Raw genomic sequence first — 20,557 nt, 5'->3', positions numbered from 1 at the left:
TAATAACAATTAAATAGCATTGGAAAATGAGGCGTAATGCGCTTTCGCAACATCAGGATGTGAGCGTAAACGTCCTTTTAATACGTTTTGGCCAACTTGGTGAAAGAGTGGATTTAATGGATCGCTTGCAGGCCCTTGGGCTTGGCGTGCCAAATATTCAGGCAAGGGTAACAAGGGAACCGTAGCGTTCAACTGTGCCGCCATAAAAAAGGCGCAAGAGTAGCGCTCAACTCCAGCAGGCGGGCTAGTGACCCTGTGATAAGTGGCTTTTAAATACCCGTTAGAGGCTAACTCAAGTAACTCACCTATATTAACAACAAAGGCGCCCTCCAAGGGCGGAATGCTTACCCAGCCGTCGTCAGTCTGAACTTCTAAACCCGATTGCTTATCTTGCAGCACTAAGGTGAGGTAACCAGGATCTTTGTGCGCTCCCACCCCTTGGCCAGAAGTCTCTCCATTCGCACTTGGATAGCGGATAAGCTTCATGTGTTGATATGGGCCAGTATCAATCGTGGCATCGAATGCGGTCTCTGATTGCTCTAATGCGACAGCGAGCGCCTTCAATAGCGTAACACTGGTATCGGCTAAGTCCTGTTGCCATTCCAATAAAATCGTTTTCATCTGCGGTAATTGGGACGGCCATTGATTAGGTCCTTGTAATTGCGACCATTTGGGCACATCCGAACGCGGAGGATTAGCGGTTTCCTCTTGCATTATGTCAAATTGCTCACGCAAATCAGGCTTCCCTAAAGTCAATTCACCTTGTAAACGGGTATAACCACGAAAATGAGGCGTGTTCGTCATTTTCACAGCGAGCTTATCGGCGAGAGGGAGCGCAAAGAAATCCCTAGCTAACTGAAGTACTTGCTGCTGTCTCGCGAGCTCAATGCCATGGCCAGTTAAATAGAAAAAACCTATCCTTCTAGCTGCATCGGCAAGTTTATTAATGAAGGCGTGACGACTTTGCCCACCCGCATGCCAATCGCTTAAATTCAATATCGGTAATTGTTCCATCAATGACTCCAATTCAACGCATGATTTGAGTCGGATTCTATGCCTTTATAGGTTAATGGATAACGAATTAATAACTATTTGATATATCAAACAAGAATATTAGATCATTTAGATATATAGACATCTAGGCTTCCATACTTCCCTTTCACTTGTCGATGAGTCGTAACGTTACTCATCTCGCCTCCCTGCAATCCCTTCTTTTTTTGTGCAAGCCCAAAACACTTGGCTTTGTGAGCTATGGCGCGCTTTAATGGATTGATAGCACCAATCTTAGACCTGTCGCACAATTTCACTTAGTACTCAAAAACTTATCATCAGTTCATCACTCAGACACTGTACTCGTTACTCATTCGCTGTATTCATCACTATGACTTTTATCGAATCACTCACCCTGATGTTGGCACTCATGTATCTCGCCTCCCTCAGCTATTGGAGCGGCCAGAAATGGGGCGCTGCCGCCACACTGTTACTCAGCGTCGGCGCCGTCGCGATTAGCCTTTACTGGCCATTGGCACTCGGACTGATTATTGCGCTGCCGTTGGCATTATTGGGGCATAAATTTGCACCTGATTCCTTCAAGGGTGAGATTAAGATAAACACCCTGCGGGAAGGCACTCAGCATGTCTTGGCGCTATCGCTTTTACTGGTTGCCGTGCAATACACAATCAATACCATACTGCTTAAGCAAGGTATTACACCTTGGCTCATGCGCCCAGATGTGGTCGATGCTTTCCTGCCAATTGCTGGCGGCATTGAGCTTAAGGCTATTGTCAGTCTGAATTTATGGGATCAAACCCATCCTGCAGCGGCAGTGATGTTAGCTGCGGTATTACTCACAGGATTACTCTGCAAGCGAGCATTTTGTGGTTGGGCTTGCCCATTAGGTTTGGCAGGGGAATATCTGTATGCCTTTAGAAAACGCTTTATTAAATCAGAACTAACACCACCCGCTTGGCTCGATTGGCCACTGCGTATGCTCAAGTATCTATTGCTGCTTGGCCTCTGTTACATAGTGATTGGCATGCCAGCGCAATCGATTCCTAATTATCTCGATGGCAATTACCATAAGATTGCCGACTTGAAGATGGCACTGTTCTTTCTAACACCTAGCCTAATTACTTTATTAGTGTTTGCGTTGATCCTTGCCTTAGCCGCATGGCGCCGTCAGGGATTCTGCCGTTACTTGTGCCCTTATGGTGCCATGCTCGGGATCTTAAGTTTTGCGAGTCCCTTAAAAATCCGCCGCGATAGCCAGCACTGTCTTATCGAAGCAAAAGGGATGAAATGTGACAAGTGCACCCGCGCCTGCCCAGCAAACATCATAGTGCACACCAAAACCACGGTTCGCAGTGACGAATGCCAAGCCTGTATGCGCTGCGTCGCCGCTTGTCCAAAATCTGCCGCCCTTGGCCTAGGACTTAAATCCGGCCACAGACTCGGCCACAAAGGATTGCTCGCATTAGTACTCATCACCTTATTTATTCTACCGCTTGGCGCTTACTTAGCAGGTTTCTGGCATAGCCAAACACCCGACAATATCCGCATGGAACTGATCCAAGTGATAGATAGAGTTGGGCATTAGCTAATACCCCAAAAGCACACTGCAGATAATGGCTTACATCACTATCTGCAGTATTTTTAATATATAAGTCATAACATTGACTACAATCAGGCAACCACTCGATTTTATCGCTGATACTATTCCTATGCGAATACCAGATAAGTGGTTTTATGTTCCATCACGGAGCTAGCCTATGCGACCCAACCGACAGCAACTGATCCGTTCGTTATTTGACGAATATATTGAGATGTATTCCTCCCGTGATGACAGGCTAACCCACCGCTTTAGTGAGAATTTTAGCGGCTATGCTGGCAGTAGTGACCAGCTTGTCACCGACAGGGAAGAATGGGTGCGGATCACTCGGCAGGACTTTGCACAAGTGCCTGAGCGGATCCATATCGAAATGTTAGCTCTCTCCTTACAAGATCTTGCCGACAACCTCGTGGTTGTAAATGCCTTTTTTCATATCCACTTACCCATCCCTAATCCCATGCTTTCCCGCGAGACAGCACGGCTAGTGTTGATATTTCGTCTAGAACACAAAGACTGGATGATTGCCCACAGTGGCATATCCATCCCCTACGGCTTAGCCCACAAAGGGGAAATTTACCCGATAGCACGATTAGAAGAGCGTAATGTCGAGCTTGAATCCATGATCAAGGCACGAACCTGTGAGCTGGCAGAAGCTAATAGGCAACTCGAAATACTCAGCAATACCGATGGTTTAACCAATATCGGCAACCGCCGCCTATTTGACATGATGTTACAAACGGAGTGGAGCCGAGGACAAAGGAGCAACTCATCACTGGCTCTCATCATGCTCGATATTGACCACTTCAAACAATTTAACGATCACTATGGCCACCTCGCGGGAGATGATTGCCTTAAACAACTGGCCAGTACTTTGTCCCAATCCGGCCGCAGAGCGGGCGAACTCGTGGCTCGCTACGGTGGTGAAGAATTTGTCATTCTGTTGCCCAATATCGACAAACAAACGGTGCTCGACACAGCGCAGCATATTCATCAACTGATCCAAACCATTGCCATTCCACATGCGGATACCGACCTTGGTATTGTGACCGTCAGCGCAGGAGTCGCTTATCTGCAACCCTCAAACCAACAAAGCCATTTAGAGTTAGTTCGCCAAGCCGATGCCGCGCTTTACCGTGCAAAATCAGCAGGCCGCAATTGCATACGGGTGATGAATGAGGAGTAATACAGGATCTCAAGATTCAGCATTTTTAACTAATCGCAGGCATACCCTATCTTCTCATCACAGAACAACAGAGTTACAACCTTGAGCAGAGCCCGCAGTGCTACAGAGAATATATGCTGCAAGCACTAAGCTTTTAGCGATGTAATGAATAAAACGCCACATCAGCTCCATAGCGCAAACTATCGACATGCCCATGACCAAATAACTCTCAACAAAAAGCCCCACATAGTTTCCTATGCAGGGCTTTTAAACCGATTAACCCACCTTAATGGCGTGCCACCTGAATCATCAGACTGGCATTAAGCGCGGTTAAAGCGCTTACGATCGTTTTCAGTCAAGTGTCTCTTACGAACACGAATGTTCTTAGGCGTTACTTCAACTAATTCGTCATCATCGATGAACTCAAGCGCTTGCTCAAGTGTCATGGTGATTGGCGTAGTCAGTACTTGAGCTTCGTCAGTACCAGAAGCACGCATGTTGGTCAGCTGCTTACCTTTCAGACAGTTAACTGTCAGATCGTTTGAGCGAGCGTGGATACCAACTACTTGGCCTTCGTATACTTCAGCGGCATGGCCGATAAAGAGACGACCGCGATCCTGTAGACCGAACAGTGCGAAGGTCAGAGCCTTACCTGTAGCGTTAGAGATCAATACGCCGTTAGCGCGTTGACCGATATCGCCACCTTTGTGTGGACCGTAATGGTCGAACGAGTGGTAGATTAGACCAGTACCAGACGTCGCAGTTAAGAATTCAGTTTGGAAACCGATTAAACCACGGCTTGGGATGATGAAGTCGATACGTACACGACCTTTACCATCAAGCTGCATGTCTTTCATTTCAGCTTTACGGGTACCTAACTTCTCGATCACTGTGCCTTGATCTTCTTCTTCAACGTCAACAGTCAACGTCTCGTATGGTTCACACAGTTCACCGTCGATGGTTTTCAGAATTACTTCTGGACGTGATACGGCTAACTCGTAACCTTCACGACGCATGTTTTCAATCAGGATTGATAAATGCAATTCACCACGACCAGATACGCGGAAGCGATCTGGACTTTCTGTTTCTTCAACACGCAGTGCCACGTTGTGGACTAATTCTGTTTGCAGACGTTCCAGAATGTTACGTGAAGTCACATACTTACCTTCTTTACCAGCAAAAGGTGAAGTGTTAACTTGGAAAGTCATGGTCAGAGTTGGTTCATCAACAGTCAAAGCAGGCATTGCTTCTACTGCGCCAACGGCACAGATAGTGTCAGAAATTTTCAGCTCGCCTAAACCTGTGATAGCAACGATGTCGCCCGCGTTAGCAATTTCAACTTCAGTACGGTCTAGACCCATGTAACCTAATACTTGGCCCATTTTACCGTTACGAGTTTTGCCATCAGCGCCAATAATGGTCACTTGTTGGTTAGTTTTAACGCTACCACGCTTGATGCGGCCGATACCGATAACACCCACGTATGAGTTGTAGTCGATTTGCGAAATTTGCATCTGGAACGAACCTTCGGCGTCAGCATCTGGGAAAGATACTTTTTCAACGATAGTTTGGAACAGCGGCGTCATATCATCGCTCGCTACATCCGGATCTAAAGTTGCAAAACCGTTTAACGCAGAAGCGTAAACGATTGGGAAATCTAACTGCTCGTCGGTTGCGCCTAAGTTGTCGAACAGGTCGAATACTTGGTCGATAACCCAATCTGGGCGTGCACCTGGACGGTCAATCTTGTTGATAACAACGATTGGCTTTAAGCCTTGAGCAAACGCTTTCTTCGTTACGAAGCGAGTTTGTGGCATTGGACCGTCAACGGCATCAACCAGTAATAATACTGAGTCAACCATAGACAGAACACGCTCAACCTCACCACCGAAATCGGCGTGGCCTGGGGTATCAACGATGTTAATACGGTAGTCGTTCCACTTGATGGCAGTATTCTTTGCCAGAATCGTGATCCCACGTTCCTTTTCAAGATCGTTGGAGTCCATCACCCGCTCAGTGGCTTCTCCTCGGGTTGCAAGGGTGCCTGACTGTGACAGCAACTTGTCTACCAGGGTCGTTTTGCCATGGTCAACGTGTGCAATAATGGCGATGTTACGTAAATTCTCTAGCACGGATAAACCTCTTACCATCAAACAAAAATAGGGATATTTCAGTAATTCGTTATGGCGATCTAGCTCGATCCGCCACAATAAAAAGCGTGCCATTCTACTCCAGAGCGGCCTTGGCGCACAGGATTATTTTTGAACACTTATAAAACAATCCGCCAATCCTTGGGTAATTCCTGCCAATATTCCATTGAGTGAAATCCTCTACCGCCACAGTTAAAGCACTGTTCAATTGCCATATTCGTAGGAAAAATCAGAGTTAAGCAGCTGAATTTGCTATTTTTCATACTCTAGACGCAAACCATTTCTGCTGATTTAAACATCAATTAAAAGTGATGTCACCGCGATGAAATCATCTCACCGAGAAACAGCAATAAATTCTAGCGTACATTTAACTGAGCATTCATATTGGCGTTTATGACCGCGAAAACTGAATGTCTTTAAGACTCACTTCATTGTCACGCTATACCTTTATTACGCATCATTGATTCACTTGGTCTGTGAACAGCAAAGACATTTCGCACATGAGAACGAACTCTTTCCTAATAATATGATAATAAACCACTATTGGATTGAGAATGCGTGCCATAGTTGGACAGACTAGCGTGGTTTTATGACAATTTTGCGGCGGCGAAACAGCCCAGAGAAATAGTCCCGTTCTGTGCTGAAAAGATGTGCTAGATTCACTGCTGCTGTCCTTATGCGACTAATGTGAGCCAAGGCGTCACTGCCATCTCACTGCCACATAAGCAGTGCATGTTATTAGTTTGGATCCCAGCCTAGGTTTGCATGAATCAATTCAGTGCGCACCAAAATGGATTGATGCACCAAAATGCCACAGCCAAAAGCACCATAGTGGTGCAAACACGAATCCAATTAAGTGCAACAAAGATTTTAAACCATGTTAATCAGCTAGTTAAATTATTGGCATGGATATCGCTTTATCGCTCGTAAGTTTGGCTCAAGATAAATCACTTGAGTTAAAAGATTATAGAAGGGGCATCCCTTTACCCTACCGGAGGCTTGAGAATGTCAGTTGAATCAGTTTTAAAGCAACTTGAAGAATTAGAAGTTAAGTTCGTTGATTTACGTTTTACCGACACTAAAGGTAAAGAGCAGCACGTATCTATTCCTTCTCATCAGGTAGATGCTGATTTCTTCGAAGACGGCAAAATGTTTGACGGTTCTTCTATCGCAGGTTGGAAGGGCATTAACGAATCAGACATGGTACTGATGCCAGATCCAACGACATTCGTACTGGATCCTTTCACCGAAGAAACCACAGCACTGATCCGTTGTGACATTCTTGAACCAGGTACTATGACGGGTTATGACCGTGATCCACGTTCAATTGCTAAAAAAGCAGAAGCTTACCTAATCTCTACTGGTATCGCTGATACTGTTTTGATTGGCCCAGAACCAGAATTCTTCCTATTTGATGATGTCCGTTTCGGTACTGACATGTCAGGTTGTTTCGTTAAGATCGACGCTAAAGAAGCGGCTTGGAACTCAGGCACTAGCTACGAAGGCGGCAACACAGGTCACCGTCCATTCACTAAAGGCGGTTACTTCCCAGTTGCACCGGTTGACTCATCACAAGACCTACGTAGCGCTATGTGTTTAGTGCTTGAAGAAATGGGTCAAGTGGTTGAAGCGCATCACCACGAAGTGGCGACTGCGGGTCAAAACGAAATCGCAACTCGCTTCAACACGTTAACTAAAAAAGCGGATGAAATCCAAATTCTGAAGTACGTAGTGCACAACATGGCACACGCTTACGGTAAGACGGCGACTTTCATGCCTAAACCCATCGTTGGCGACAACGGTAGCGGCATGCACGTTCACCAATCTCTGGCGAAAGACGGTGTTAACTTGTTCGCTGGCGACAAATACGCGGGTTTAAGTGAAACGGCTCTGTACTACATAGGTGGTATCATCAAGCACGCTCGCGCGCTGAACGCTTTCACTAACCCAAGCACTAACTCTTACAAGCGTTTAGTGCCACACTTTGAAGCACCTGTTATGTTGGCCTACTCTGCCCGTAACCGCTCTGCATCAATCCGCATTCCTGTGGTACCAAGCCCTAAAGGCCGTCGTATCGAAGCGCGTTTCCCAGATCCACATGCAAACCCATACTTAGGTTTCGCAGCGCTGCTGATGGCGGGTCTTGACGGTATCCAAAACAAGATCCACCCAGGTGAAGCGATGGACAAAGATCTGTACGATCTGCCTCCAGAAGAAGCGGCTGAAATCCCACAAGTGGCAACGTCATTAGAAAACGCCCTTGAAAACCTGCAAGCTGACCATGAGTTCCTGACTAAAGGCGGCGTGTTCAGTGAAGATTTCATCCAATCTTATATCGTACTGAAAACAGCTGAAGCTGAGCGCGTAGCACGTACAACTCACCCACTTGAGTTTGAAATGTACTACAGCTTGTAATCCTTACTCGCAAATTGATTAAGCCCCGAATTGTCGGGGCTTTTTTATAGATGAAGCTCTGACTAGCTATAAAGCCAAATCCATTAATCATAAAAATCAAAATCCATCACGTATAGATTTCAAACCTTTTCGATTTAAAATCAATCACACCTTGCACTCACTCAATGCAATCGCTAGCTTGAGAATGTCCATGCAGCACGATTAATCCTGATCACTTGGGCGCATCTTATTCATAAAAATAACAATAGGCGTTTACCTATGTGGCAAAAGATAAAACCTTATAAAGATTCCATCGTGCTGCTCACCGCGTTATTGTTGGGCGGCGTGCTCGGTGTCGGGTTGCCAGAACTGGCGCTCTGTTAGTGTCAATCATGGCGGTGTCTATAGTGATGGCGATTATCCCCGCCGTGGGCATTATCGGGCTGGCCTTATTTTTCGACCCCGCCCAAGGTGTTACCTTAGATCTCAATCAAACCATCAGCGATACTGCGGGGACGATGGATTTTGTCGGCCTGCTGACCACCAATGACTTTTCAGGTTTATTATCAAAATCCAATATCTTAGCCCTGATCATCATGTCGGTTATTGCGGGGATTGCGATAGGTCAATCGGGGGAAGATGGCAGAAAAGTCTCGGCATTACTCGACAGTTTTAATACCGTCATCATGAAGATAGTCTCGATCATTATGGTGGCAGCGCCCGTGGGACTCGGTGCCTATTTCGCCTCGACAATGGCAAGCCAAGATCCGCAGCTTGTTATCACCTTTGCCCGCGCCGTTGGCCTGTTTATGGTCGCCTGTTTTATTTATCTAACCGTGGGTTCTACCTTTTACGCTTGGCTTGGCGGTGGCACTCAAGGGGTTAAACAATTCTGGCGCTTCGCCCTCGAACCTGCAGTGACGGCACTGGGCACCACATCATCACTCGCCACCCTACCCGTCACCTTGAGAACCGCGCTGAAGATGGGCATTAAACCCGAAATCGCCGACATCAGCCTGCCATTATTGGTCAATTTAAATAAGGGCGGCGCCTCAATCATCACAGCCCTAAAAATCGTGTTTATCTACTCGTTACTCGGATTAGATTTCACCGTCGATGTGTTTATGGTGACAATACTGATTTCGGTTCTATCGGCCTTTATCATAGGCGGCGTGCCGGGCGGCGCTTTCCTCGGAGAGATTTTTATCGTCACGACCTTAGGCTTGCCAATGGAAACCATACCAATTTTAGTGGTGATAGGGGCAATTACCGATGCACCATCGACGGTCATTAACGTGGTACACGACTTGAACGCCTGCCAGATCATCGAGCGGCTAAATCGTAAACGACTCTAAAAAAATGCCCAAACACTGAGGTTTGGGCATAGCTATTTATCCACAGAGCCCTTATCAATTGGCTACCGATTGGCTTTTATCACGTCCAGTAACAACTTGATATCGGCCATATTGTTGTAGATATGCGGCGAAATACGGATCCCCATGCTGCGAGCATCGACGCTGATATTCGCGTTCGCTAATGCCGTCATGATTTGATGTTGTTGCTCACCAAACTGCAAAATCAGCGTACCGCTGCGTTTTTCAACATCCCGTGGCGACACAAACTCATGTTCGAGCTCTTGCGCCACGGCATCAATTAACTGCTGATTACATTTACGCAGCAAGGGGATGCCTAAACCCGCAAGATAATGAATGCTGTGGGCAGCAATGGCATAGGGGGCGATTGAAGGCGTTCCACCCCAGAAGCGCATTGCGGAATGCTGGTAACGAAAATCATGGATATCGAACTCGAACGGATTCTCGTGGCTAAACCACCCCACATCCTTTGGCTGGCAACTCTCCAATATGGCGGGATTAACCCAAAGATAGGCGGCACCAGGGCCGCCGCAGAGCCATTTCACACTCGAACCGATTAAAAAGTCAGGTTGTAGGCGTGCAAGATCCAGCGGAATAATCCCCGCCGATTGCGCTACATCCACTAAGCTCAAACAGCCTCGCTCACGGGCTATGGTGAAAATATTGGCTAATGGCGCCTGCTGCCCCGTATTCGAGTAAGCATGGCTGACAAACACCAGATCTACATCACGACTGATATGCGCGTCCCACACATTAGGGTCAGTGACATCGAGTCCCTTAGGAATAAAACGCACTTCGCAGCTAGCTGGCAGCGCTTTTTTAAGGGCGAAACCCATACTGGGGAAATCAATCTCACTCATCAACACAACGGCGTGTTCGCGATTTAATCGGTCGAGTGACATAACGATTTTAGTCAGTGCACTGGAAAGATTTACCTGAGGGCAAAAGTCCTTTTGGTGGCCGTTAAACAGTTTGGATAAGGCAAAGGTAAAATCATCAATCACACTCAGCCACTGACCCCAAGGCTCGCGCCCCGATTCCTGCCAAGGCGCAAAAAAGGCTTCTTTGAAGACCTGTTCGGTCGATTTTAACGGTCGACCGACTGAATGGTTCAATAGATATCCTGGACCCGCGAGGTAAAAGTCCTTTTTAAAGTCTTCAAACATAGTGTTATCTCAAACTCTCTTTTAATTTTTTAATCTCATAATAACGCGTCCGAATATCGCTGCGCTGAACGGCGGCGCGCCTATCTCTGAGTCGCTCCAATGAACCGAGTAGCACATGCAGTGGCGGACCACTGGCGGTAACCTTAGCTAAATGCTGCTGCTCCATACTTGTCGAAGGCTCGGCAATATATTTAGTCACTAACTCATTATGGTGCTGAATCGCAGTCTCGCCATGTAATTCGCAGACTTCGATAAAGAGTCGCAAATTTTCTTGATACCAAGTTTGGTTTGCACTGTCTTTTGCCTGCAGGAAATCATCCATCAAATTCGGCCGACGCATGCACTCACGTAATATCTGCTGATCCTCTGGCATCATGTACAAAAACTTGTCCACCAGCATTTGCGAGTAGGAAGCTTCATTGGCGAAACAAAGACCTAGCGTTAAATCGATTACATTAATCCCCGCAAAATCCCCAGCGTTAGCGCCGCGATAAATGACCGATCCCACCCGATAAGGTTTGTAGTAAGGGCGAACACAGTAAAAGAAACGATCCGTATCTAATCGATTGAATAATTGAGTATTCGACTCAATCACATCCTGCAATGCCTGTTTAGCGACTCGCAGTAAATCGTGGCTGATGGGATGGGAAATACCCAAAGGCTGGATCTTCAATAACGCATCGGCGGCGCGTTTATAGGCCAAAATGCCCTTAGTGTTGTAATCCACAAACAACTTTTCAGCGGGAAGATCGGTAAAGCGCTTATAAATGCCATTGTGGGCACGATTGTGCGTAGTTAAATGTGCGGTGGCAAAGCGCGGCGTGACGCCTATTGAAGCGCCGATGTGCATGGCAAGCGCGGAGGCTTCGGCTAATGGCGATGTGGTTTCCCGCGAAGGCTCGGTAATTTCATGGCGTCGACAGGCCGCCATATACAGGCCCACGTTGCCGAGTAAATCAAAAGCACTGTCGAACCCTTCGTCGGTATTGCCCTCATCGAGCAAGGCCTTAATCAACTCTCGCCCTTCGCTCTCCAGCGCCAACTTAGCTTCTGCGCCAATATCGAGCACATTGGCCCGATCCGTTTGTTGGTAGTAAAGCTGTTCTAGCTCTGAGTTGAGTTCGACAAAGCGACTGCGGATCCAATCATCGAAGGCTTCGGTGTTAAAGGTGGCTGGTTTCACGGGCTTATCCTTGAGTATTGTTATCGTTCTTTTAAACGGAGCGAGCTCAAAGTCTTAGCCCATTCCATAAAACTCGTTAACCAGAATGCAACTTATCGCTACGTGTTTCTAGCGCTAGGTCAAATTTCCGAAAAATCTCATGCCATTTTTTATTTACACCATGCGCCAGCGCAATTTTTCAAACGCTTTTCCTCCGCAAAATGTCCCTGAAAACACTCATCACTCAACAAATCGCTAAGCGGTAGATTCCGCAGAGGTAAATCGGATGATTTTAATGGAATTTATAGTAGTGCTTAGTTGCCTACTACTCGGTACCCGCTACGGCGGTATGGGACTCGGCCTCATCAGCGGCATAGGTTTGTTTTTACTGATATTTGTCTTCGGTTTAGCGCCGGGACAACCGCCAGTACAAGTTATGCTAACGATTCTTGCGGTAATCGGCTGTGCGGCCGTATTACAAACCGCAGGCGGTTTAGATGTGATGATGCAGTTTGCCGAGCGCCTACTGCGCCGCCATCCACAATACATCACCATTCTGGCGCCGCTGACCACTTGGACGCTGACCTTTCTTTGCGGTACAGGCCATGTGGTTTACACCATGTTTCCAATTATTTCCGATATCGCGCTGAAGAAAAATATTCGCCCAGAACGCCCAATGGCTGTGGCATCCGTCGCCTCGCAAATGGCGATTTGTGCTTCGCCCGTGTCGGTAGCGGTTGTCTCTATGGTGTCGATTCTCGCATCGCAGCAAGGTGTGGGCCGCGCCTACAATCTGCTCGAAATTTTAATGGTATCAGTACCGGCATCGCTTTGCGGTGTGATGGCCGCCGCACTTTGGAGCCTACGTCGCGGTAAAGATTTAGATAAAGACGAAGAATTCCAAGAACGGATTCAAGATCCTGTCCAAAGAGCTTTTATCTATGACAAGAGCGAAACCCTGCTAAATCAACGTTTTCCTAAGGAAGCTTACTGGGCAACGGGGATTTTCTTTGCGGCTATTGCAGCTGTGGTGCTGCTAGGTTCCTTTAGTGAACTGCGCCCTGCCTTTGAAGTTAAAGGGAAAACGACCTTATTATCGATGAACTTAGTCATCCAGATGATGATGTTAATTGCGGGGGCATTTATCCTAATGACCTGCAAAGTCAAGCCGACAAACATCTCTAATGGCCCGGTCTTTAAAGCGGGCATGGTGGCGATTTTCTCAGTATTTGGTGTGGCGTGGATGAGTGATACTTTCTTCATCAGCCATATGGATGTGCTTAAGGAAAACCTGTCCCACGTGGTGCAAAGCCAGCCTTGGACCTATGCCTTAGTGCTGTTCCTCATCTCTAAGCTAGTTAATAGCCAAGCAGCCGCGCTGACTGCCATTGCGCCTATGGGTCTCGCATTAGGAGTCGATCCAAAACTCTTGATCGCTTTCCTTCCAGCAAGCTACGGGTATTTTGTACTGCCTACCTATCCAAGCGATCTGGCCTGTATCGGCTTTGACCGTTCAGGCACAACTAAAATAGGTAAATTCATTATTAACCACAGCTTTATCATTCCAGGTTTTATCGGCGTGGGTACCGCATCGACCGTCGGTTATATGCTGGCGACAGCCTTGCTCTAGTCTGTATTACATAAATAATAAAGGCCGCGATGCGGCCTTTATGTTGAATAGCATGGAACGATAAGTTTAAGCGCGATACATGGCCAAAAACATCTTGATATTGGCGTCGATAATCGCTTGCTGGTGCTCATCATTATTTTTCATATGGAACAGCTTAGGCCAGAATGCAAACGCCTTAAACATGCCCCAAAACTGAGTCGATGCCATCGCAATATCGTCGATATTCAGCGCCTTGTGTTCTACCGCTCCCGCAAGCCAAGCTTCGAGTCCACCTTCTTGCTTCGCAAGCTTCTCCATCGCTTCAGTCGCTTGGACAGGCGAGCGAATAAACTCTGCCATCACCACCCGCGCCACATCGAGAAACTCAGGCTGCTGATACAAAGCCCAGCATCGATGCGCAATTTGCTGCAACTGATCTTCAAGACTCTGCGCAGGATTGTAAACTAAGGTCGCCGCCTCTTTCGTCCGCGCCCACAGCTCTGTGGTTGTGGTATCAAACAGCACTTCCTTGCTCGGAAAATGGTTATACACAGTACGTTTAGAAACATTAGCCCGCTGGGCGATCCTGTCCATACTGGCACCCACAAAGCCATTGACCATAAACTCTTCCCGCGAGGCACGCAGAATCGCCACACGTTTCTGCTGAGAATTTGTCAATTTAATGGGTTTGTCTGCCATGTTTTCCTACGCCATAAAAATCATTTGTCGACATTTTACACTATCCAGTTTACTTTTACACCGCCGCATGTAAACTACACTGTGTAGTTTACTTTTTAATATTGTACATGCAATTATAAATGCGATTGAAGATTGTCTTGACCTTACTACGACTCGGGAGCTTTATCATGGCCACTCAAACAAATACTGACGTAAACACTAAGACTTCGGCCCATGTTGAGGGTGACAAATTCAGCAATGAAGCTCCCAATACCCACAGTGGTGAAGGTAATTTACTTTCTATTTTATGGCGTTACATGACTGAAAATATTCCAGATAAGAGCCCAAACCAGCCATTACCGATCCAAAAAATGCAGCTAAACCCAACGGCCAATGCGACACCTATGCTGTATAAAATCAGCCATTCAACAGTGCTGTTACAACTCAACGGTCAATATTGGTTAACCGATCCTGTGTTTTCGAAACGCGCCTCGCCAAGCCAAATGTTTGGGCCAAAACGATTCCACGAGTTGCCGATCGAACTCGATAATATTCCAGTGCTCGCAGGGATTATTTTGTCCCACGATCATTATGATCATTTAGATAAACACAGCATTTTAGCCCTCGCCGAGCGCACGCAAAAATTTATCGTGCCACTGGGCGTAGATAAACATTTGCTCGCATGGGGCGTGCCTGCCAGCAAGATAGTCGCGCTCGATTGGTGGCAAGAAATCCAACATGCGGGTCTGAGTTTTATCGCGACGCCGGCACAGCACTTTTCGGGCCGTGGTATAACGGACAAAAACCAAACCCTGTGGGCATCTTGGGTTATTCAGTCCCCTGAACTAAAACTGTTTTTCAGCGGTGATTCCGGTTACTTCGACGGCTTTAAAAAGATTGGCGACAGACTTGGGCCTTTCGATTTAACCTTAATCGAAACAGGTGCCTACGATGAGATGTGGGCAGATATCCACATGCAGCCAGAGCAATCACTGCGGGCGCATTTAGATCTGCGGGGACGACACTTAATTCCGATACATAACAGCAGCTTCGATCTCGCGCTACATAGTTGGTACGAGCCATTGGAACGCATAGCCGTAGCCGCCAAGGCCTATGACGTGCCGCTGCTTACGCCGGAATTTGGTCAAGGGATCAACCTGAGTGAATTAGCCCATAGCCCAGCTTTGAATCACGCTTGGTGGAAAGCCTATTTACCCAAAGACAGAACCGAGTTTGAAATCATTCCGGCGCGCATGAGTTCAGATAAGTTTTAAGCTGAACTCTTATCAGCACGTGTATCTAAACCTTTATCAGTACGCTTAAAAACGTTGAATCAGTGGCTCTCCAACAAAAGAGAGCCACTGCGGTTTACCATTCGACAGATTCCCACTCGTCGGCGCTCAAAAGCTCACAACTTAAGTATTAAGCTTCTTCCTGCTAACGCTAAACCCTAGACGACAGCTTAGTTACAGGCATAAAATCACTTACCTTGTCATTTTAAATATCCAACTGAATTAACGGTATTAATCCTTCAAGCTGGCCGTATACGGATGAGTAAAATCGCGGGTACAAGAAGTAGATTGGTGATTTGAATCTTTAGAAACGCCATGATCAATTAACATTCACCTTATATGGTCGCGCTCATGTCTGTGCTCACTTGGCTAAAAAAACATCTTCATAGCGCCTTTCATGGCAACAGCACACTAGAGCGACAAGCTGACTTAGCCGCCATTTTTCATCCCGCGCAAATGCCCGACATCGACTTGCCGACAAACCAAGCCTATCCGCAAGTAACATCAATAGTGCAGGCCGATATTTATGCCTATCAAGTTCACGGCTTACTGACCTTAGAAGGCAAGCAAACCTTAGATACGTTAATCGGCAATACAGGTTTTACGGTATTGCCCGAACATGCCGCCAGCTTCAATGGCCTGATAACCCATCGGAGCCGAGCAACCAGCTTGCAGCTCCACCAATATGCCGATTTTTCGGGGATCTGCGTCAGTTTAATCAGCAACGACAAAGCACTATTAGAACAGCTGATTGCGTTCAAATCGACTTTACCTCACCCTTGGGAAAGCTTTCCCCATGTCGATCCCAATACACTCGGCAGTCTTCAAGGGAATATCGATTTTTGGTGTAACTATTTTTGGCGCCCCTATTGGTTATCACTTTCAGCGGCTGAACGCTTACAGTACCCCGTAAATTGGCAGGAATTCAGTGATTTTCATTAGAACTTGAGAGAAGTACTAAGGCTTAATGCAGGATAAAAAATGAAGTTAACATATGGTGGATTAGCACTATCGTTACTGCTACTTGGCGGCTATCTGATCCCTGAGTCACCGGTGATCCCAGTCAAAGGCGCCAGCAGTAAAGATTGGAACAGCCAAACCTTTTGGTATGAACCTTGGGGCCCATCGGGCGTACATAAGGGGATAGATATTTTCGCCGCCAAAAACACTGCCGTGATTGCGCCAACGCCTATGCTGATCTTCTATCGAGGCGACTTCTTTAAAGGAGGTAATGTGGTCGTTGGTCTAGGTGCTAAATGGCAAATTCATTATTTTGCCCATTTAGCGCAAATTGAATCAGCCACGGGATTAATTGCCCACCAAGGTGAAACGCTGGGCACTGTCGGCGATACGGGTAATGCTCAAGGTAAACCGCCACATTTGCATTATTCCATTTTGAGCTTATTGCCTAAACCTTGGCTAATAGATACTTCAACCCAAGGATATAAAAAGGCCTTTTATCAAAACCCCATCAGCTACTTAGAAGCACACTAAGACTTAGGTGATGAGTAACATAGCGGCTTCGCGACAATATCAACTACTAATGAGGGTTCAGCAACTCGCCATGTAGGCAAACTCACTGAATGCCAGCATGGCCGACACATTATACGAAGAAATGAACGGAGACTTATGATTCAGCAGACTTACTATCAAGAGTCACAGAGTTAACTGCCGCAGCATGCGACTCGGTATCGGCCTCTGCAGCTAATGATTCCCTATCCGCCTTCGCAATGTATTTAGGTTTATTGCTCGATTGCAGTTTGGCATTGGCCTTTTTCGCCTTGCTCTTCAAGGTTTGGTTTATCTTCTTTTTACGGTTCATCAGGGCACCAATGCAGATACGGAATAAAGGGGCGCGATTATAGCCTTCCAACTGCACGCCAGACAATCGAAAGCACTAAGTCAGATCGCCTCCGGCCATCAAACCCACGCCCAATGCTAACCAAATTAACAAGCCTAGTTAACAAACCGCGTTTTCAAGCCAAGTCATCAAGCCTGCGACCAAACCATCAGATCGCGAAAGCCATGCTAAACGCTAAGTAAGGTCATATCTTACCGACATGAACTCGCACTAGGTAACCCTTGGGGTTAAATCTCTATACCGAGTGCTGTGTCGCAATTTATCAATACTGCCGCCAAATCGTGCAATTTCCTGTATGACACGACTAGACAAGCCGTTATTCCTCCCCTAAAATCGCGACAGAATAAAAATCGTTATCATTTGTAATGCCGTTTAATGGAATATGGACTTATGCCAAAGGAGCCGGTGTAGCAAACTCATTCGCCCTTAGCAGGAAGTTATATGACATTCAAAACCTCGTTTGTTGCTTTAGCCGTATTTGCAGCGCTAAGCCAATCCGCTGCGGCTCAAGATGCCCCCGATAGCAATTCAAACAACAAAAATAAAGACATAGAAAAAATCACTGTCACCGCGAGTCGGATGGATAAATCCCCCAGCTCGATCCCTAATACCGTCACTATCATTGACCGCGCCCAGTTAGAAGAACAGTTCCGCACCACTAAAGATTTATCGACCATTATCGGTAACTTGGCCCCAAGCTTTTCGCCAAGCCGCCAGAAGATGAGTAACACAGGCGAAACCCTGCGTGGTCGTCCACCATTGATTATGATCGACGGCGTACCGCAATCGAACCCACTTCGCAGTGGAGGGCGTTCGGGTCAAACTATCGATCCTGCCATGATAGAGCGTATTGAAATCATTCACGGTGCCAATGCGATGCACGGTCTCGGTGCCCAAGGCGGCATCATCAACTACATCACTAAAAAGCCCACTGGCGACAGCGAACAGGTTGCGAGTTTCGATGTGACAGTTCCTGATTCGATGAAATCCAACGGCTTAAGCTTTGGTGCCAGCTATGCGTTTTCTGGCGAGTCTGAATTTATCGACATGATAGGCTCGGTTAGCTATCGCAATAATGGTGTGTACTACGATGCCAACCACGACGTTGTTGGCGTAGACACAACTCAAGGCGAGTCGATGGACAGTCAAAGCAAAGACTTCTTCATCAAGCTTGGCCATAACTTCGATGAGTCTCGCCTTGAATTAATGGTTAACCATTACAATGCAGACAACAATGGCGATTGGATGCCCGTTGCAGGCGACAAACCCAATGGCGTGCCCACGGGCGCAATTAAAGAAACCCAGCCATGGGAAGCGGCTAACAACCAAGTGACCACCACCAGTTTGACTTATACCCACGCCAACATTGGTGGCCAACAACTTAACCTGCAACTCTTTAATCAAGATTTTAAAGCGGTTTATGGTGGCGGCTGTTTCGACAGTTTCTACGATCCATCCTTCGAAGGTAGCGACCAAGTGATCCAGTGCGGTGTCGGCAGCAAAGGCGAAAGCTTGTACTACGAGCAATCGCGTAACGCTTCAGTTAAATGGGGGTTGAAAAGCTCCTTGATCGCTAAGGATATTGCGGGTTCAGGGATTGATGCGGCCTACGGTGTCGACCTTTTCCGCGATACCACAGAGCAAGATTTAGTGAAAACGGGTTTTTCGTGGGTTCCGGAAAGCACCTATGACAACGTCGCGCCATACTTGCAGTTAGATTATGATTTAATTGAAAATCTAACCTTATCGACCGGTGTTCGTTACGAACATGCCGAGTTGAGCGTTGATGACTACAAAACCCTATGGGGTGCGGGCAACAAGCAGATTGCAGGCGGTTCAGCCACCTTCGATGAAACCTTATTCAACGTCGGTATTTCCTACAAAATCACCCCAGACATTCGCGTTTATACCAGCTATAACCAAGGTTTTGGTATGCCAGATATCGGCCGTATTTTGCGTGATGGTAAAAGCTTCCCCGGCGACAATCCCAGCATAGATGACTCATTGGCGCTCACGCCGATCGTCACAGATAACGTCGAAGTTGGTGCCGATTACCAAGGTAAATACTTAAGCGCTAAGTTTGCATATTATCGTTCGGCCACTGATTTTGGCTCACGTTTAGCCTTAAATGGCGATGGTTTCTACGACGTGAAGCGGGAAAAAAGTGTCATCGAGGGTATCGAAGCCAATATTACCGCCTACCTCACCAGCAATGATGATCTTGGCATGAACATCGCCATTCAACAGGGCGAATACGATTCAAATGGTGATAACAAAGTCGATACCGATCTCGATGGCGCAAATATTTCGCCCAACCGTATAAACCTGTTCTGGACCCATAACTTCGATAATGACATGTCGACCCGCGTTCAAGCCAACTACTACATGGACCGCGACTTTAAAAATGCTGCGGGCAACAAGTACGCTGAGTTTGATGGCTATACCACAGTCGATGCTTCCTTCTCTATGCCGCTTTACACTGGCACCCTGAGCTTAGGTCTGCAAAATCTGTTTAATAAGGATTATTTCAATTATTACTCACAAACCATGGGTACAAATGATCGTTATTTCAAAGGTATGGGACGTACTGCGACAATAGGCTACACCTTGCCTTTCTAAGTGAAAGGCTCATTTTGAAGCATAAAAAAGCGCAATTAAATTGCGCTTTTTTATTGTGTGGAAGAAAGCAAATTATGCCTTGGTCACGACCCAGAGTGCATGTAATAAACCGGGGAACCAGAACAGTAAACACAACACTATGTTTATCAGCAGATCTTTACCCGCTCCTGCCTTCAAAAATACGGCAACAGGAGGCAATAGAATCGCAATAATGACTAAGAGTAATTTATTTGTATCCATAACAGGGCATCCTTAAAACGGAGATTATAGGCGAATCAACAGGGTCTAACTTCGCAGGAAGACTCAGAATTTGCAAACATTTTAGCTTACAAGACAGCAAATAACCCAAGTTATTCTCTAAATAAAGGCACTTAATATCGCCATAAATTCAAAAGAGGATACAGCCCACCTCCTGCCGATAAATACAGATTAAGATATCCTATAAACTTCAACCGAAAATGCCTAAAAGCATCTATAGTTAAA

15 protein-coding genes and 1 pseudogene are annotated in these 20,557 nt (G+C 46.6%); 9 read left to right on the top strand and 7 right to left on the bottom strand.

Going from position 1 to position 20,557, the window contains the following annotated elements; all coding sequences use genetic code 11:
- Positions 1 to 9 precede the first annotated feature (9 nt).
- Positions 10 to 1,014, bottom strand: coding sequence for an isopenicillin N synthase family dioxygenase (locus AC5YB3_RS13465; protein ID WP_115335718.1), 1,005 nt, complete (start codon positions 1,012 to 1,014; stop codon positions 10 to 12).
- Positions 1,015 to 1,381: 367 nt separating this feature from the next.
- Between AC5YB3_RS13465 and AC5YB3_RS13460 the strand changes: the two genes are divergently transcribed.
- Together AC5YB3_RS13460 and AC5YB3_RS13455 are read left to right on the top strand one after the other, a co-directional pair.
- Entirely contained in the window at positions 1,382 to 2,596 is a 1,215-nt protein-coding gene (locus AC5YB3_RS13460) for a 4Fe-4S binding protein (protein WP_432330676.1), read from the top strand.
- A gap of 172 nt (positions 2,597 to 2,768) precedes the next feature.
- A complete protein-coding gene (locus AC5YB3_RS13455) occupies positions 2,769 to 3,791 on the top strand; it encodes a GGDEF domain-containing protein (RefSeq protein ID WP_494525499.1) in 1,023 nt (340 codons plus the stop codon).
- Positions 3,792 to 4,090: 299 nt separating this feature from the next.
- On the opposite strand, the gene typA is transcribed toward AC5YB3_RS13455, so the two are convergent.
- A complete protein-coding gene (gene typA / locus AC5YB3_RS13450; protein ID WP_012196535.1) occupies positions 4,091 to 5,902 on the bottom strand; it encodes a translational GTPase TypA in 1,812 nt (603 codons plus the stop codon).
- A 1,023-nt stretch (positions 5,903 to 6,925) separates the two neighbouring features.
- On the opposite strand from typA, the gene glnA reads away from it, so the two are divergent.
- Together glnA and AC5YB3_RS13440 are read left to right on the top strand one after the other, a co-directional pair.
- Positions 6,926 to 8,335, top strand: coding sequence for a glutamate--ammonia ligase (gene glnA, locus AC5YB3_RS13445; protein ID WP_006079778.1), 1,410 nt, complete (start codon positions 6,926 to 6,928; stop codon positions 8,333 to 8,335).
- A 258-nt stretch (positions 8,336 to 8,593) separates the two neighbouring features.
- Positions 8,594 to 9,669: pseudogene (locus AC5YB3_RS13440) on the top strand (dicarboxylate/amino acid:cation symporter).
- Between the two features lie 62 nt (positions 9,670 to 9,731).
- Here AC5YB3_RS13440 and AC5YB3_RS13435 read toward each other — a convergent pair.
- Complete coding sequence (locus AC5YB3_RS13435; RefSeq protein WP_012586527.1) at positions 9,732 to 10,853, bottom strand: aminotransferase class V-fold PLP-dependent enzyme; 1,122 nt, start codon at positions 10,851 to 10,853, stop codon at positions 9,732 to 9,734.
- 4 nt (positions 10,854 to 10,857) lie between these two features.
- The gene (locus tag AC5YB3_RS13430; protein ID WP_071940469.1) at positions 10,858 to 12,036 is read right to left on the bottom strand and encodes a PrnB family protein; all 1,179 of its coding nucleotides are present in this window, start codon (positions 12,034 to 12,036) and stop codon (positions 10,858 to 10,860) included.
- Between the two features lie 265 nt (positions 12,037 to 12,301).
- Between AC5YB3_RS13430 and AC5YB3_RS13425 the strand changes: the two genes are divergently transcribed.
- A complete protein-coding gene (locus AC5YB3_RS13425) occupies positions 12,302 to 13,645 on the top strand; it encodes an anaerobic C4-dicarboxylate transporter (RefSeq protein WP_432345094.1) in 1,344 nt (447 codons plus the stop codon).
- A gap of 66 nt (positions 13,646 to 13,711) precedes the next feature.
- Here AC5YB3_RS13425 and AC5YB3_RS13420 read toward each other — a convergent pair whose 3' ends face one another.
- Positions 13,712 to 14,323, bottom strand: coding sequence for a TetR/AcrR family transcriptional regulator (locus AC5YB3_RS13420; RefSeq protein ID WP_220591760.1), 612 nt, complete (start codon positions 14,321 to 14,323; stop codon positions 13,712 to 13,714).
- 167 nt (positions 14,324 to 14,490) lie between these two features.
- Between AC5YB3_RS13420 and AC5YB3_RS13415 the strand changes: the two genes are divergently transcribed.
- The 3 genes from AC5YB3_RS13415 to AC5YB3_RS13405 all read left to right on the top strand — a co-directional run bounded on the left by AC5YB3_RS13415 (position 14,491) and on the right by AC5YB3_RS13405 (position 17,088).
- Positions 14,491 to 15,576 (top strand): MBL fold metallo-hydrolase, encoded by a 1,086-nt coding sequence (locus tag AC5YB3_RS13415; protein WP_432320821.1) that lies wholly within the window; start codon positions 14,491 to 14,493, stop codon positions 15,574 to 15,576.
- 357 nt (positions 15,577 to 15,933) lie between these two features.
- Positions 15,934 to 16,536, top strand: coding sequence for a hypothetical protein (locus AC5YB3_RS13410; RefSeq protein WP_494525498.1), 603 nt, complete (start codon positions 15,934 to 15,936; stop codon positions 16,534 to 16,536).
- Positions 16,537 to 16,575: 39 nt separating this feature from the next.
- Positions 16,576 to 17,088, top strand: a complete 513-nt coding sequence (locus AC5YB3_RS13405) for a M23 family metallopeptidase (RefSeq protein WP_494525497.1) — start codon at positions 16,576 to 16,578, stop codon at positions 17,086 to 17,088.
- Between the two features lie 133 nt (positions 17,089 to 17,221).
- Here AC5YB3_RS13405 and AC5YB3_RS13400 read toward each other — a convergent pair whose 3' ends face one another.
- Complete coding sequence (locus tag AC5YB3_RS13400; protein WP_310795105.1) at positions 17,222 to 17,482, bottom strand: DUF2986 domain-containing protein; 261 nt, start codon at positions 17,480 to 17,482, stop codon at positions 17,222 to 17,224.
- A 414-nt stretch (positions 17,483 to 17,896) separates the two neighbouring features.
- Between AC5YB3_RS13400 and AC5YB3_RS13395 the strand changes: the two genes are divergently transcribed.
- Positions 17,897 to 20,074 (top strand): TonB-dependent receptor, encoded by a 2,178-nt coding sequence (locus AC5YB3_RS13395; RefSeq protein ID WP_494525496.1) that lies wholly within the window; start codon positions 17,897 to 17,899, stop codon positions 20,072 to 20,074.
- 72 nt (positions 20,075 to 20,146) lie between these two features.
- On the opposite strand, the gene AC5YB3_RS13390 is transcribed toward AC5YB3_RS13395, so the two are convergent.
- Complete coding sequence (locus AC5YB3_RS13390) at positions 20,147 to 20,314, bottom strand: YqaE/Pmp3 family membrane protein (protein ID WP_006079767.1); 168 nt, start codon at positions 20,312 to 20,314, stop codon at positions 20,147 to 20,149.
- Between the last annotated feature and the right edge of the window lie 243 nt (positions 20,315 to 20,557).

The organism is Shewanella sp. 1311, from assembly GCF_059338235.1.
This window is presented reverse-complemented; position numbering and strand designations above follow the sequence as displayed.